This is a genomic window from Arthrobacter sp. TMS2-4, assembly GCF_054511075.1.
Map to the genome: position 1 here is coordinate 212,556 of NZ_JBTNDI010000002.1, position 14,823 is coordinate 227,378.

A 14,823-nucleotide genomic window follows, 5' to 3' on the forward strand; every position below is an offset into this window, starting at 1 on the left:
ATAGGCTGGTCGGATGAGCCTTTCCGTGTCGCCCTGCCCCGACCGTGCCCTCTGGGACACCATCGTCAACGAGCTGGGAGGTCACCCCCAGCAGCTGTGGGGCTGGGGTGCGACGAAAGCCGCGCACGGCTGGACCGCGGACCGCGTGATCCTGCGGGAGGACGACGGCGTCGTCGTCGCCGCCGCGCAGGTGCTGTGCCGGTCGCTGCCGTTCCCGCTGCGGAGCCTCGCCTACATCCCCCGCGGCCCGCAGACCCTGCCGGGGCGCGAGGCCGAGGCCCTGGAAGCCGTCATCGGGTATGTCCGGGCGGCCCACCCGTCGGTCGCGCTGTCGATCGAACCCGACTGGGACGCCGAGAGCGACGTCGTCCGCGCCCTGCCGGCAGCGGGCTGGAAGGCGAGCTCGAACACGATCCTCATCGGCCACACGCTCGTCCTCGATCTCCGGCGGTCGGAGGAGGATCTCCTGGCCGACATGACGAAGAAGCATCGCCAGTACATCCGCAAGTCCGGACGGGAGGCCCTGGACCTCCGGCGCGTGGTCCGCAGCGAGCTCCCGGCGTGCCTCGACGTGTACCGGCTGACGGCCGAGCGTGCCGGCTTCGGCATCCACGAGGACTCCTACTACCTGGACATCTTCGACAACCTCGGCGATGCGTCCCCGGTCTATGCGGCGTTCCAGGGGAGCGACGTCGTCGCCTTCCTCTGGCTCTCCACGACCGACGCCACCTCCTTCGAGCTCTACGGCGGGATGACCGACGAGGGCGAGCGGCTCCGGGCCAACTACGCGCTGAAGTGGTTCGCGATCCGGGAGATGAAGGCACGCGGCGTGCACCGCTACGACTTCAACGGACTGCTCAACGACGGCGTGTCCCGCTTCAAGATGGGCTGGGCACAGCACGAGGACCAGCTGGCCGGCACCTGGGAATACCCGCTCTCGCCCTTCTACCCGGTGTTCAGCCGGGCGCTCCCGATCGCGAAGCGCGGCGTCCAGGTGGCGCGCCGTCAGGCCGGCCGGGCTGCGGGCGCCGTGCGGCGGGTGCGCGCAGGCCGCGCCTCCTGATGCAGGCCGTCGCCTCGGGACACGCTCCCGGCACGCTACACCTGGAGCGCTGACATCCCGCCGCCCACGGTGACGGCGAAGGCCAGCACCGGGCCGTCCGTGGCCCCGTGGCTGTCCGCGGCGGGGCGCACCATCAGCGGCGCCTCGGACGCCGCCACGAAGGCGCTGCTGCCCCGGGGCACGAGGAGCGTCGAGTTCGGGGTGTCCAGCAGGATCGGGGCGCTGACCGCGAGGACGATGACGGGACCGTTCTGCACCACCGGAAGGTGCGCGGGGGTGAGGCTCTCGCCAGCCGGCAGGGCGCTGTCCGGCTCGCGGGCATCGGGTGCAGCGCCTGCGGGGCCGGCCGCCGCGTCCTCCAGCACGATCCGCTGCAGCTGGAACTCCTCGAACGGCGGACGGTACAGCTCCTGGTCGAGCAGCGTGTACTCGGGTGCGAGCGACGGCGGGGCGAGCGGCGCGAAGACCACGGTCGCGAGCAGCTCCCCGGTGTCCACGTGTTTCGGCGTCAGCCCGCCGCGCAGCACGTTGTCCGAGGAGGCCATGACCTCGATGCCCAGTCCGCCGAGGTAGGCATGGATGTTCCCGGCGGGCAGGTACAGCGCCTCACCCGGCCGGAGCGAGACACGGTTGAGCAGCAGGGCGACGAGCAGCCCCGGGTCGCCCGGGGACTGGCCGGACAGCTCGGCGAGGGTCGCGAGATCCCGTGCCGTCGCGTCTCCGGACCCCGTCGCGTCCCCGGAACCCGTCGCGTCCCCGGTCCTCTCCGCGGCGGCCACCACCGCGTCGACGGTCTCGCGGGGCGCCTGGAGCAGCAGCGTGAAGGCCCCGCGCAACCCTGCCTCGCCGCCCGTGACCAGCTGCGCGGCGGCGTCGTCGAGGAGGTGGTGCGCCGGCGAACCGGGCTCGACGGCGCCGGCGAGGACCCCGATGATGCGTGCGGCGTCGCCCAGGGGGCGGAAGCCGCACAGTGCCTCGAACGGGGTGAGTGCGAAGATCAACTCCGGCTTGTGGTTCCGGTCCCGGTAGTTGCGGTGCAGGGCGTCGCGGGGGACGCCGTCGGCCTCCTCGGCGTCGTAGCCCGCCGCCGCCTGCTCCGGGCTCGGATGCACCTGCAGGGACAGGGCCGATCCCGCCGCCAGGACCTTCAGGAGGAACGGGAGTCTCCCGTCGAAGCGGTCCGCGACCTCGTCGCCGAGCAGCGCCCGCGGATCCTCGTCGATGAGTTCGTGGAGGCTGCGCCGACTCCCGTCCGGGAACACGGCTTCGGAGGGGGAGTCGGGATGCGCGCCCACCCAGAGCTCCGCCTCCGGGCCGCCCGACGGTTCACGGCCGAGGAGGTCGGCGATCGCGCGCTCCGAGCCCCAGGCGTACGGACGGAGGGGACTGTCGAGGAGGTACATCGTCATCGATCCTTCGGCTGGTGGGATGGCGGGCCGGGCGGCGCCGGTGCAGGTCGGGTCGGTCAGGCGGGGGAGCACTCGCCGTTGTTGGCCAGCAGGTCGCCGAGGGTCAGGTCGTCGCCGATGATGGCCAGTTCCTGCAGGTACTCCTCGGTGATCCCGTTGTTCGTCCCGTCCGTGGTGCCGTCGTCGTAGGTCTGCGAGGGGACCTGCGTGATGACGCCGGCGCGTTCCAGCGTCAGCGGGCCGGCGGCGGCCGGGTCGCCCGACGCGTCCGCGAGCATCGCCTGCACGCGGGTGTGGATGCGATCGAAGTCGGGGTAGGTGACGAAGTTCTCCGCCGGTGTGCCGAAGTCCGGCGGACCGATGATGAGGCGGCGGGTCTCCTGGCCCTGGGCCTTGAGGCCCAGGTCGACGAAGCCGGCCAGCTGGTCCTGCGGGATGTCCGTCTCGACGATCTGCGTGCCGGCCGCGGCGATCGACTGGAACCGGGTCAGGAGGGTGGACGGGTCCAGCTGCGCGATCATGGCCTGCTGCACGCACTGCTGGCGGGCGATGCGGTCGTAGTCCGTGACGAACTCGCGGCTCCTGGCGTACCAGAGGGCGTGGTACCCGTCGAGGGTCTGGACGCCCGGCTTGATCCACCCGTCCGGCGGGTAGTGGCGGATCGGATCGGTGCCGGGGATCTCGGCGGCGGTGATGGGAACCCAGCCGCCGGCGTCGATCCTGATGCCGCCCATGGCGTCGACGAGTTGCTCGAAGCCGGTCATGTCGACCATGACGTAGGCCTGCACCTCGATGCCGAGCACACCGCTCGCGGCGTCCATCATGGCCTCGGCGCCCGGGTCCTGGGCGTCGGGGTACAGGTCCGTGTAGTTCTGGGTCACGGTCGTGTACAGGCTGTTGATGATGCAGGGGTCGCCGCAGTTGTAACCGTCCGGGTAGACCTCCCAGAGCGGTGAGTCCTCGGAGAACGGCGCGTTCTGGAAGTTGCGCGGGATGCTGAACGTGACGGTGGCGCCCGTCTTCGCGTCGACGCTGATCACCGAGATGCTGTCGGGCCGGCGGCCCGTGCGGTCCTCACCGGCGTCGCCGCCCATGAGGAGGAAGTTGTACCGGCCGTCCACGGGGTCGAAGGCGGGCCCGGACTGGAAGATGGAGCCGACCGTGGACCGCCCCACCCCGAGGACGTAGGCGCCGTAGGTGAGGGATCCGCTCGTGAGCGCCATGAGCACCGCGAGCGCCCCCGCCACGAGGGGGCGCGCCCCACGGTCCAGCAGGGGCATGCGGATGAGGCGCAGGGTGTTCAGGAAGAGCAGGGCCCACCCGACGGCGATCCCGAGGAGTGCCGCGATCAGCAGCAACGACCACCATTGGTGGGTGACGATGCCCACGACGAGCGTCCGGTCCGTGACGGCGAGGACGATCCCGACGAGCAGGAGGGCCCAGCAGGCGAACGTGGCACGCAGCGCCCGGCGCCCGAGGCGACGGTCCCCGGCGACGACCTGGGCCGAACCCGGCAGCACGAGCGTCAGGGCGAGAAGGACGAAGGCGCGCTTGGTGCGGACCGCGGGCGGGGCGGTCTCGGGGTACCGGACGGGGTCGGTGAGGGTGCCGACTCCATGGGATCCGGTGCGGGTGTCCGTCATCATGCGCTGTCCGCCGTCGACTCCGCGATGCGGGAACGCAGGGCGCTGCCCTTCTCCTCCGCAGTCCGTCGGAGCGCCCCGGCGAACTCGACGAGCTGCCGGCGCAGGGTGGCCGCCTGCTCGTCCGTGCCGGAGGCGAGCATCCTGACGGCCAGCAGCCCCGCGTTGCGGGCACCGCCGATGGACACGGTGGCCACGGGCACCCCTGCGGGCATCTGCACGATCGACAGGAGCGAGTCCATGCCATCGAGGTAGCGCAGGGGCACCGGGACGCCGATCACCGGCAGCGGCGTCACGGAGGCGAGCATGCCCGGGAGGTGCGCGGCCCCGCCGGCGCCGGCGATGATGACCCGGAGCCCGCGCTCGTGGGCGCTCCGTCCGTACTCCATCATCGCCTCGGGCATGCGGTGCGCGGACACGACGTCGGCCTCGTAGGGGATGGCGAACTCGGCCAGTGCAGCCGCTGCGGCCTCCATGACGGGCCAATCGGAGTCCGAGCCCATCACGAGGCCTACCTGGGCGTTCGTCACTGCATTCCCTTCGGTCATTCCTGAGTGGGGGCATCCCCGGTGCCGTCGCGGAGTGTCGCGGCTACCCTCGTTGCCCTGGCGCGGACGTCGGCGAGCGGCTCCCCGGGGGCCGCCAGCGCGTTCACGTGGCCGATCTTCCGGCCCGGACGGACGTCCTTGCCGTAGAAGTGCACTTTAGCGGACGGTCCTGAGGACAAAGCCGTCGGATACGCCGCGTAGATGTCCGTGTTCGCCCCGCCGAGGAAGTTCTTCATCACGGCGTGCTGCGCCAGGGGTGCCGTGGATCCCAGGGGGAGGTCGAGGACGGCGCGGAGGTGCTGCTCGAACTGGCCCGTCACGGCGCCGTCCATGGTCCAGTGGCCCGAGTTGTGCGGGCGCATGGCGAGCTCGTTGATGAGGTAGCCCGCCCCGGAGCCGGGGGTCTCGAAGAGTTCGACCGCCATGACGCCCGTGACGTCGAGGCGTTCGGCGAGCCGCAGGGCGGCCGCGGTGACGGCACGGGCGAGGTCGTCGGCCAGGGCCGGGGCGGGGGCGATCACCTCGTCGCACACGCTGTCCACCTGGATCGACTCGACGACGGGCCACGCGACGGCCTCCCCGGAGGGCCGCCGGGCCACGAGGACGGACAGTTCGCGGCTGAACGGGACGAACTGCTCCACCAGCAGTTCGCCGCCGGTGAACCAGTCCCGCGCCGAGTCGAGTGCAGCGGCGTCGCGCAGCACGAGGACACCCTTGCCGTCGTAGCCGCCGCGGGGGGTCTTGAGGACCACCGGCCACCCCTGCGACGCCGCGAAGGCCTCGACACCGGAGGGGTCCGACACCGCCCGCCACGACGGGTTGGGCAACCCGAGTCCGTCCACCGCCTGCCGCATCACGAGTTTGTCCTGGGCGTGTCGGAGTGCCGCCGGCGAGGGGTGGAGCCGCACGCCGTCGGCCGCCAGCTCCGCGAGGAGCTCACCGGGGACGTGCTCGTGGTCGAAGGTGACGACGTCGACACCCGCGGCGAACGCGCGCAGCGTCTCGCGGTCACGATAGTCACCCACGTGGGAGTGGGCGACGGCGGCCACCGCGGACACGTCGGGGCCCTCCGCCAGGACGTGGAGTTCGAGGCCGAGTTCGACGGCGGGACCGGCCATCATGCGGGCCAGCTGGCCGCCGCCGATGACGCCTATCACGGGAAAAGTCACCACTACAGGGTACCCACGGGGCGCCCGGTCCCGGCCATCCGGCGGCCCGTCGAGGCAGGGAACGTGGTGTTTCACAGGAAGCCGCCATCCTGCTAGCAGGTGTTTTTCCGACCCCGCCGGGGAGCGGGTCCGTGAACAGCCCGTAAAATGGACCGAAACACGCCATGCAAAGGTCAGCCTGGGTTGCTCGCTCTGCTGGCCCCGTCGCGGTTTGTCCTGCAGGTACGCCGGGAGCATGCCCTGCGGTGCCGGCGTTCGTATCGGACCACGGAGGTTGACAGTGGCAGGACTCATGGACCGGATCAGGGGCCTCGCCTCGCTGTTCTGGCGCGAAGTGGCCAAGTTCGGGGCGGTCGGCGGTGTGGCGTTCGTCATCGACAACGGTCTCTACTGGTACCTGATCCACGGCCCCATGAGCGGCAGCGAGGTCAAGGCACGGTTCGTCTCGGCCGGCGTGGCCACGGTCTTCGCGTGGGTCGCCAACCGCTACTGGACCTTCCGCCGCCGCCGCCAGCCCAATGCGGCCCGCGAGCTCGCCATGTTCGTCTTCATCAACGTCATCGGCATGGGCATCGCCGCAGGCTGTGTGTGGGTGGCCAAGTACATGTTCGACGTCGTCGAGCCGAGCCCCCTGTTCATCGTGGGGGTCTTCGGCACGGTGCTCGCCACCTTCGTCCGCTTCATCGCCTACCGGTTCTGGGTGTTCAACGTGGAACTCGACGAGGACCCGGAGTTCAGCCACGACCAGGAGCTCCTCCACCCCCAGGACCGGCGGGCGGGCGCGACAGTGACTGCTCCGACGAATCCCGCCGTCGAGAAGGTCAGGCAGTCCCCAACCGGTCAGTGACCTTCTCGCCGCTGAGCATCCGGTCCGTGACCGGGACGCCCTCCTCCACGAGCACGAGCGCCCCGTCCCGCTCCCACACCGCAACGGCGGCGGCCAGGGCCCGCAGCAGATCGACGCCGGGTTCCATCAGCAGCGTGGGTGGCGTACCGGCAGGTGCGGCCTGCTCGTGACCGCCCGGCAGCGCCACCATCCCCGCGAGGTCCCCAGCCGTCAGTGTCCGCCCGGCGGTGCGGACCAGGGGAGCGGACGACGCCCCGGGGCCGTCGGCCGCGTCGGGGAACACATCGCCGTGGGAGCGCACCTCGGCGGCGAAGTCCACGGCTCCACGGGGCAGCGGCCCGTCCCACCGGAGCGCGAGCGAGCCGAGGGCCACGCAGGCCAGCAGGCGCGGCGGATCCACCTCGATGCCGGCCCGCGAGGACAGGACGATCCCGGCGTCGGCCGTCGTTCCGGCGGGTGTGCCGGGCCGGTCGTCGTCCCCCAGCACGACGACGGCCCCCACCTGCCAGCACGCGAACGCGAGGGCGAGGCTCTTCCAGTGCACCGGCAGGTCGACGGCGACGACCGTCCCGTCGGTGGCGTCGAGCTCGTCGACGAGGAGGTTCGAACTCTTGGCGACCCAGTTGTCGAAGACACGCCCCGACAGCTCGATCCGCCCGTCCCGGCCGTGCCAGACGAGGCGGGGGGACGTGGGGCTGACGGAGCGCATCCTCGTCAGGAGCTGCACTGGTGACTGTGGCATGATGGGCCTCTTCCGGCTCGGGGGATGGTCGATCGGGCGCCGGCATTGCGTAGGACTACTCGCCGACGCGCCGACAAAGACAGGTAGTCTGATCGGCGTGGCACTCGTGTATGTCAAGACCCGACTCTATAAGGTTCGGCCCGCCGCTTGACGAGAATCGTGTTACACCCGTGTAATTAGGGCAACGGATCTGTTCCGGCAGGCGGGCGCGAGGGTCGCACCATGCTGATGCTGGAAGGGCGACACCGGGAAGGCTGATTATGGGGCAGGCAGAACGCACGCAGGAACGACCAGACATCGCGGCGCAGGCTTCGGCCCGCTACGGCTCACGGGGCGTTCCCGCCGACTGGTTCCTCGACCCGGCCGATCCGCTGGCCGGCGAACGGTACCGCGAGGCCGAGCGTTCCTCGCTCGAGGACCAGGCGACCGCATTCCTCAGTGCCCATCAGACCCTCACGCTGCTCCCCGAGGTCGACGGCCCCCACAGCCTCCTCGTTCTTCCCGGTCTCGCGCCCGAGGAGCAGGACATCGCCGCTCCCCGGTCGGCGCCTGCCGGTCGGCCCGCCTGGATCGAGGAGCCCCTCGCGCCGGGCAATGTCGACGACGACGGCGAGCTGTCCTGGCAGGCGGACGCCCTGTGCGCGCAGACCGACCCTGAGGCCTTCTTCCCGGAGAAGGGCGGCTCGACCCGCGACGCCAAGAAGGTGTGCGGCTCCTGCATCGTGAAATCCGAGTGCCTCGAATACGCCCTGGAGAACGACGAGCGCTTCGGCATCTGGGGTGGTCTCTCCGAGCGGGAGCGCCGCAGGGTGCGGAAGCGAGCGGTCTGATTCGGCAACACCTCCGCGTCACCGCCGTCGTCGTAGCCCACAACGGTGCCGCGTACCTTCCGGGAACCCTGGAAGCCCTCGGGAGCCAGAGCCGCGCGGCCGATCTCTGCGTCGGTGTCGACACCGGGTCCACCGATGGATCGGCGTCCCTCCTCCAGCACCGGCTGCCGCTGGGCAGTCCCGTGGTCGGTGCCCCCGCGCGCGCCGGATTCGGCGCCGCCGTCCGGACCGCCGTCGCCGAGATCCCGCCGTACAGCGGGTCCGGGGCGGGCGACGGCCATGACTGGCTGTGGCTCCTCCACGACGACTCCGCTCCCGAACCTGATGCGCTCGCCGAACTGCTCCTCGCCGTCGAGCGCGCCCCCTCGGTCACGGTGGCCGGGGCGAAGCAGGTCGCCTGGGACGATCGCCGCGAACTCGTGGACGTCGGACTGTCGATCAGCCGGTGGGCCGAACGGCTCACGCTGATCGACGTCGACGAGCACGACCAGGGGCAGTACGACGCACGGAGCGACGTCTTCGCCGTCAACTCCGCGGGCATGCTGATCCGCCGCGACGTGTTCGACGCCCTCGGAGGCTTCGACCCGGCCCTCCACGGCGTGGGCGACGACGTCGACCTGTGCTGGCGGAACCGGCTCGCCGGCCACCGCGTGGTGGTGGTGCCCCGGGCGGTGCTCCGCCACGCGCGGTCCAGGCCCCACCCGCTGTCCACCCCGCACGGTGCGCGGGCCGCCGAGGTGTACCTCCGGCTCAAGCACGCCACCGCGCCGAAGGTCCCCTTCCTCGCCGTCGGCGCCGTCCTCGGCGGCCTGGCCCGCCTGGTCCTCGGCCTCCTGGCGAAGGACCCCGGCCACGGCTCGGGCCAACTGCTCGGCAGCCTGGCCGGTGTCGGCAGGCCGTTCCACCTCTGGCGGTCCCGCCGCTCCGCCGCCCGGAGCCGGCGCCGCCCGCGCTCGATCGTGCGCCCGCTCATCACCTCCCGCCGGGAGGTGTGGTCGCACCGGCGGTCGGTCCTCGACGCGTTCACTTCACGCGGAGCCTCCGCCGGGCAGGCCCCCCTGCTCCGGACGGGGGAGTACATCCCGTCGGGGAACGGCAACGACGACTTCGCGGCGCTGTCCACCCCCACGCGACTCTGGGTGGGATCCGGGGCGGTCCTCGCCGTCGGCGTGCTGTTCACGGCGGCGATCCTGGGCCTCCATCGCCTCGTCGGAGCGCAGGCGCTGGCGGGCGGGGCGCTGCTGCCGGTCGCCGCGACCCCGGGCGCCGTCTGGGACAGTGCGACGGCGTCGTGGGTCGGCCTGGGGACCGGGTTCCCCGCCCACGGCTCGCCGTTCGCCTACGTCCTGTGGCTGCTGTCGTTGCTGGGCCTCGGCTCGGCGAACACGGCCGTCGTCGTGACCGTGGTCTGCGCGCTGCCGCTGGCCGGCCTGACCGCCTGGTTCGCGGCCGGCGCGCTGACGCGGTCCCGCGCGCTGCGTCTTTGGGCCGCTGTCTTCTGGGGTGCGGCACCCGCGCTGCAGGTCGCCCTCGGGCAGGGCCGGTTCGGCGCGCTGCTCGCCCATGTCCTCCTTCCCCTGGCCCTGCTGGGGGTCGTCCGGGCGGTCGGCGGCGCGGTCAGCGTCCGAACGGTACCGGACGGCATTGCACGGCCCGGGATCGCAGGGACCCGCAGCTGGACCGCCGGCGCCGCCGCGGGGCTCGTCCTCGGTGTGGTCGCGGCCTCGGCGCCCTCCCTCGGCGCCTTCACGGTAGCGGGGGTGGTCGTCGCGCTGATCGTCGGCGGCAGGCGGACGCGCACGCTGTGGTGGACCCTGCTGCCCGTCGTCGCGCTGTACCTGCCGTACCTCCTCTCGGCCCTCCCGGATCCCCGCGGCGTCCTCGGCGACCCGGGGGTCCCGCTCGCCTTCGACCCGGCCGCACCCTGGCAGCAGCTCCTCGGGTTCCCGGTGCGGTTCGACCCTCTGCCCGCGCCCGCTGCAGCAGGTCTCCTCGGCCCCGGCCCCTGGTCCCTCGTCGCCGCGATCATCATCGGCGGCCCGGTGATCGCCCTGGCCGCCGTCGCGCTCTTCCGGCGCGGCGGGCGAGCCACCCCGGTGCGCGCGTTCTGGTGCCTGGCGATCCTGGCGCTTGCCCTGGGAACGCTGGCCCCGCGGATCGCCGTTGCGGCGGACGGCGCCGCACTGGTGGGCGTGTTCCCGGGCCCCCTCGTCTCGGCCGTGACCCTGTGCCTGCTCGCGGCGGCCCTCGCGGGCCTGCCGGGCCGCCAGGACCCGGGCGTTCCCGCGCCCCCGGCGCGCCCCGGCCGGCCGTTCTTCCGGGTCGCCGCAGGCGTCGCGCTCGCCGTCGGCCCGCTGCTGAGCCTCGGGCTGTGGCTCGCCCCCGGATTCACCGGCCCTCCCGCGGCGGTCGCGGACCCGGTCGTCCTTCCCGGCGGCCCGGCCGGTGAGCTGTCCGTAGCGGGAGACGGCACGCCGGACCCCGGCGCGACAAGCCCCGGCACTGCGGACTTCGGCACCGCGCTCCGCCTGGACCCGGTGCCCGAGCGGCCGCTGCCCGCGACGGCGGCGGACCGCGGCACAGGCCCCGACCGGACCCGAACGCTGGTCATCACGGTCGGGGACGACGACGACGACGTGCGTGCCGCCCTGACGCGCGGCGCCGGCACGACGCTCGACGCGCTGAACCCGCTGTACGCTGCCCGCACCCTGCACGGGACCGGGGAGGTTCCACTGCAGGCGGACGGGGAATCCGCGCGGCTCCTCCGCACGAGCGTCGCCGTGATCGTCGGGGCGACGGGCGCGGATCCGCGCCGCGACCTGCGCGAGCTCGGCGTCGGCTTCGTCGTCCTCCGGCAGTCCGATGCCGCCGGGGACTTCCTCAGCGGCCGCATCGACTCCGTGCCCGGCCTCACCGCCGTCGGTGACACCGGGGCGGGACGCCTCTGGCGCGTCGCTCCGGCGACGGCCGACGGCGGCACCGGGACCGCCGGTTCCGCCGGGGACCTCACGGCGCGCGCGAGGATCGTCGATTCCGCGGGACGGACCGAGGCCGTCCTTCCGTCGTCGGACGTGTCCGCGTCCGGCACGATCGCTGCAGGCGCCGAGGGCCGGCGACTCGTGCTCGCGGAGGACGCCGACCCGGGCTGGCACGCCGTCCTCGACGGCCGCCGGCTCGAGCCGGTGACCGATGGATGGCAGCAGGCGTTCCTGCTGCCCGCCGCCGGCGGGACGGTCGAGGTCTCCTTCACCGGCACCTACGAGCCCTGGGCCGAAGCGCTGCAGGCCATCGTCCTCGGACTGACGCTGCTCCTCGCCCTTCCCATCCCGTCCCGGCCCACGGGAGCGCGGCCGAGCGGCGTCCACGCGTCGCGGCAGGCCGCGCTCCGCACCTCCGACGACGCCGCCTCCATCCCGGCGGACGACCGGACCGGCGACGCGCCGGACGAGGCCCGCCGGCAGCCGGTGTCCACTGGAGGCGGTGGCAGGTGAGCGTGCGACGGGAGCACGACCGGTCGGTGGAGCACGCCGCGCCGGACCCGGCCATCGCGGCGCGTGCGGTCGCCCGCGACCGGGCAGCGGGCGTTGCCCGACCCACACGCCTCAGCGCCGTCCTGGGCGTCGCGACCGGGGTCGTGCTCCTCGCGGCGACCGCGGCGATCGCCTCCGGCGGCGTGACTGCCGCCCTGTCGGCGGATCCGCGGGCCGACCTCGAGATCCCGGCGGCGGCGGTCCCGGCCGGCAACTACGCCGCGGTGTGCCCTGCGCCGCCCCGACTGATCGAGTCGGTCGGGGACGGCGCGGACCCCGAGTTCGGCCCCGCGTCGACCAGCGCGAGGACCACGGTGTCCGGTGTGGTGCTCAGCGACCTCAGCGCGACCGTGACCGGGAGCGGACTGCTGCCCGTCGGCGGCGATGAGCCCGTCTCCCAGATCCGGGAGTTCGCGCCGGAGACCTCCCTCGCCTCGGAGCAACCCGCCGGCAGCAGCGCGGACGGCGTGACGAACCGCGTCGCGGGGGTCGCCCGTGGTGTCGTCGTCGATGCCCCGACCGTCCTCCGCGCCCAGTCGCAGGGCGGGCTCACCCCGGTGGCCGCCGCGACCACCACCTACACTGCCACCGACGGGGACCTCCGCGGGCTCGCAGCCACCGCGTGCCAGGTGCCCTCGAACGAGCTCTGGCTCCTCGGCGCGGCGACCACCGTCGGGCAGTCCTCCATCCTCGCCCTGACCAACCCCACGAGCACGCCCGCCTCCGTGTCGCTCGAGCTCCACGGGCCGGACGGCCCCATCGAGGCGGCCGGGACGCGCGACGCGGTGGTCGCGCCCGGGGAGACCCGGCGGATCGTGCTGGCCGCGCTCGCGGGCAACCACGCCCAGGTGGCCGTGCACGTGCGCAGCGACGGCGGGCGCGTGAGCGGGGTCATCCAGCAGAGCGTGCTGCGCGGCCTGACGCCCGGCGGGGTGGACGTCCTGTCACCGGGTGCCCCCGCGGGCCTGACCCAGGTGGTGCCCGGCGTCGTGGTCCAGGACCCGGCGCGTCGCATCCACGAGCAGAAAGGGGACGGCAGCGCGGCACCCGCACTGCAGGTCCTCGTCCCCGGAGCGAGCGACGCCGTGCTCGACGTCCGGGTGTTCGGACCGGACGGGGAGATCGACCTGCCCGGCGGGGGAGTGGTGCGGGCCGCGGCCGGTGCCGTCACGAGCGTTCCCCTGGCGGCCCTCCCGGAGGGGAGCTACACCGTTGCCGTCACCTCCGATGTCTCGGTGGTCGCGGCGGCGCGCCTGACGCGCGGGATCGGCACGCCCGGACCGGTGGACCTCGCGGGTGCCCCGTCGGCCGTCCGCCTGGGCAGCGATCACGTGGTGGCACTCGCCGAGGGCGTGGAGACCTCCCTGGTCCTGGGCGCGCCGAGTGGCAGGGGGGAGATCACCCTCACGCCCGTCCTGGCCGACGGCGCGTTGGGGGAGCCCGTGGTGATCGGTATCGCGGGAGGCACCTCCGTGACGGTGCCGTCGTCGTCCCTCGGCCGGTCACCCGTCGCGGTGCTCGTCGACGCGACCGGGGACCCGGTGTACGGCGCGCAGGTCAGCACACTGCCGGGGAAGAAGATCGGGATCTCCGTGGCGGCCGTCCCGGCCGGGCGCCCGGGCCCCCGGAGCATCGCGGTGGAGCTCGGGTACTAGCAGGCGGTGCTCCGGAGCGCCGGGTCAGGCCTGGGAGCGCCCGTACGCGGGGTCGACGGCCTCGGGCGCGAGGCCCATGAGCTCGGCGGCCTGTTCGACGACGACGTCGTGCACGAGTTCGTTGACGGACAGGACGTTCCTCGCGGCCATGAGCACGGGGTGCCGGTAGATGGTGATGATGGCCGGACGGCTCGGCGAGGCAGGGGAGCAGGATCCGAGGAGCCCCTGCAGGGATTCGGGTGTCATGTCCTCGAGGCCGTCGGGGATCTCCTGCACCACGATCTGGACGTCCTGCATGCGCTCGCCCCACAGGCGTTCGAGCCGCTGGGCCGATTCCATCACCCAGTCGTCGAACTGCTCCGACCGCGATCGTGAACCGGGCAGGTACTGCGGGAGCAGATCGCCGCGCATACCGCGCCCCCGGCGATTGCGTCGGCGCTCGTAGAACGACCGCGCCGGACGCTCTTCTGCGGCCGCCGGATCAGTCAGGTTCACCGAGAGTGTAGGAGCATCCTGCATGGAACGACTCTAAGCCTTCCACCGCCCCGCTCGCACTCCCGCGCCTCCGCCCTGCGGGGTTGCCCCGGCGTCGCCCGGCGCCCGGCGGGGCGCGTCACGGCGGCCTCCCCGGCAGATCCCCGGTAGGGTTGGGCTGCGTGGGATCACTCCGTCAATGCTCCAGATCAGCCTGCCCCCAGCGGGCGATGGCCACGCTGACCTATGTCTACGCGGATTCGACGGCGGTCCTGGGTCCCCTCGCGACCTACGCCGAGCCCCACACCTACGATCTCTGCGCGATCCACGCCGAACGCCTCACGGTGCCCCGTGGCTGGGAGGTTGTCCGCCTGACCCTCCCCGACACGCCGCCGGAGCACAACTCCGATGACCTCCTGGCCCTGGCCGACGCCGTCCGGGAGGCCGCAGCCGAACCTCTCGTGCAGACCCCGCCCGTCGGACCCCGCGGGGCGAGGGCCCCGATGGAGCCGCCCGCCGGCGTCAGCGGTCCCCGGCGCGGCCACCTGAGGATCCTGCCCGAACCCTGACCGGGCGGCCTGACCCGTACCGCCCCTGCACGTCCACCGATTGAGGCCGGCGAACACGCCGGCGGTAGACTGGGGAGCAGAATCCCCATCCCTTTCGAGCGAAAGTGCTCCCGTGGCGAACCTCCCATCCCGATTGCTCGATGTCCTCCGCTGCCCCGTCACCGGGTCGAAGCTCGTCCAGGAGGGCCGCGTCCTCAGGACCTCCTCGCCGGGACCCGACGGCACCGTGCTGACCTACACGATCGACGAGGGCATCCCCGTGCTGCTCCGCCGCGAATCCCTCGACGGCGCGCGCGCCTGACCCGGCCGACCGCACCGCCGTTCCCCCGACCTTCCGACCCTCC

The 14,823-nt window shown here is 73.0% G+C and carries 13 protein-coding genes; 7 read left to right on the forward strand and 6 right to left on the reverse strand.

Features of this window, described 5'->3' with window-relative positions:
• Positions 1–13: 13 nt before the first annotated feature.
• Positions 14–1,063, forward strand: coding sequence for a lipid II:glycine glycyltransferase FemX (locus ACX80F_RS04245; RefSeq protein ID WP_459335143.1), 1,050 nt, complete (start codon positions 14–16; stop codon positions 1,061–1,063).
• Between the two features lie 35 nt (positions 1,064–1,098).
• On the opposite strand, the gene manA is transcribed toward ACX80F_RS04245, so the two are convergent.
• The 4 genes from manA to ACX80F_RS04265 all read right to left on the reverse strand — a co-directional run bounded on the left by manA (position 1,099) and on the right by ACX80F_RS04265 (position 5,832).
• Positions 1,099–2,466: a mannose-6-phosphate isomerase, class I gene (gene manA, locus ACX80F_RS04250; RefSeq protein ID WP_459335360.1), complete on the reverse strand. Its 1,368-nt coding sequence runs from the start codon at positions 2,464–2,466 to the stop codon at positions 1,099–1,101.
• A gap of 62 nt (positions 2,467–2,528) precedes the next feature.
• Complete coding sequence (locus ACX80F_RS04255; protein WP_459335361.1) at positions 2,529–4,115, reverse strand: LCP family protein; 1,587 nt, start codon at positions 4,113–4,115, stop codon at positions 2,529–2,531.
• Positions 4,115–4,618, reverse strand: a complete 504-nt coding sequence (purE, locus tag ACX80F_RS04260; protein ID WP_459335362.1) for a 5-(carboxyamino)imidazole ribonucleotide mutase — start codon at positions 4,616–4,618, stop codon at positions 4,115–4,117. Before purE ends, ACX80F_RS04255 begins: the two co-directional genes overlap by 1 nt.
• Positions 4,619–4,659: 41 nt before the next feature.
• Positions 4,660–5,832 carry a 5-(carboxyamino)imidazole ribonucleotide synthase gene (locus ACX80F_RS04265; RefSeq protein WP_459335144.1) on the reverse strand — a complete coding sequence of 391 codons (1,173 nt, stop codon included), beginning with the start codon at positions 5,830–5,832 and terminating at the stop codon, positions 4,660–4,662.
• A 292-nt stretch (positions 5,833–6,124) separates the two neighbouring features.
• Between ACX80F_RS04265 and ACX80F_RS04270 the strand changes: the two genes are divergently transcribed.
• Entirely contained in the window at positions 6,125–6,679 is a 555-nt protein-coding gene (locus ACX80F_RS04270) for a GtrA family protein (RefSeq protein ID WP_459335363.1), read from the forward strand.
• Here ACX80F_RS04270 and ACX80F_RS04275 read toward each other — a convergent pair.
• Entirely contained in the window at positions 6,654–7,421 is a 768-nt protein-coding gene (locus ACX80F_RS04275) for a TIGR03089 family protein (protein WP_459335145.1), read from the reverse strand. The genes ACX80F_RS04270 and ACX80F_RS04275 overlap by 26 nt on opposite strands.
• A gap of 260 nt (positions 7,422–7,681) precedes the next feature.
• Here ACX80F_RS04275 and ACX80F_RS04280 point away from each other — a divergent pair, with 260 nt between their 5' ends.
• Genes ACX80F_RS04280 through ACX80F_RS04290 form a run of 3 tightly spaced genes read left to right on the forward strand, consistent with a single transcriptional unit; the run spans position 7,682 to position 13,436 of the window.
• Positions 7,682–8,251: a WhiB family transcriptional regulator gene (locus tag ACX80F_RS04280; protein WP_459335146.1), complete on the forward strand. Its 570-nt coding sequence runs from the start codon at positions 7,682–7,684 to the stop codon at positions 8,249–8,251.
• A complete protein-coding gene (locus ACX80F_RS04285; RefSeq protein WP_459335364.1) occupies positions 8,251–11,742 on the forward strand; it encodes a glycosyltransferase in 3,492 nt (1,163 codons plus the stop codon). The genes ACX80F_RS04280 and ACX80F_RS04285 overlap by 1 nt, the downstream gene beginning before the upstream one ends.
• Positions 11,739–13,436 carry a DUF5719 family protein gene (locus tag ACX80F_RS04290; RefSeq protein ID WP_459335147.1) on the forward strand — a complete coding sequence of 566 codons (1,698 nt, stop codon included), beginning with the start codon at positions 11,739–11,741 and terminating at the stop codon, positions 13,434–13,436. Before ACX80F_RS04285 ends, ACX80F_RS04290 begins: the two co-directional genes overlap by 4 nt.
• A gap of 24 nt (positions 13,437–13,460) precedes the next feature.
• On the opposite strand, the gene ACX80F_RS04295 is transcribed toward ACX80F_RS04290, so the two are convergent.
• Positions 13,461–13,955, reverse strand: coding sequence for a metallopeptidase family protein (locus ACX80F_RS04295; protein WP_459335148.1), 495 nt, complete (start codon positions 13,953–13,955; stop codon positions 13,461–13,463).
• A gap of 137 nt (positions 13,956–14,092) precedes the next feature.
• Between ACX80F_RS04295 and ACX80F_RS04300 the strand changes: the two genes are divergently transcribed.
• Together ACX80F_RS04300 and ACX80F_RS04305 are read left to right on the forward strand one after the other, a co-directional pair.
• Entirely contained in the window at positions 14,093–14,479 is a 387-nt protein-coding gene (locus ACX80F_RS04300; RefSeq protein WP_459335149.1) for a DUF3499 domain-containing protein, read from the forward strand.
• Between the two features lie 112 nt (positions 14,480–14,591).
• Complete coding sequence (locus tag ACX80F_RS04305; protein WP_459335150.1) at positions 14,592–14,780, forward strand: Trm112 family protein; 189 nt, start codon at positions 14,592–14,594, stop codon at positions 14,778–14,780.
• Positions 14,781–14,823: the final 43 nt, after the last annotated feature.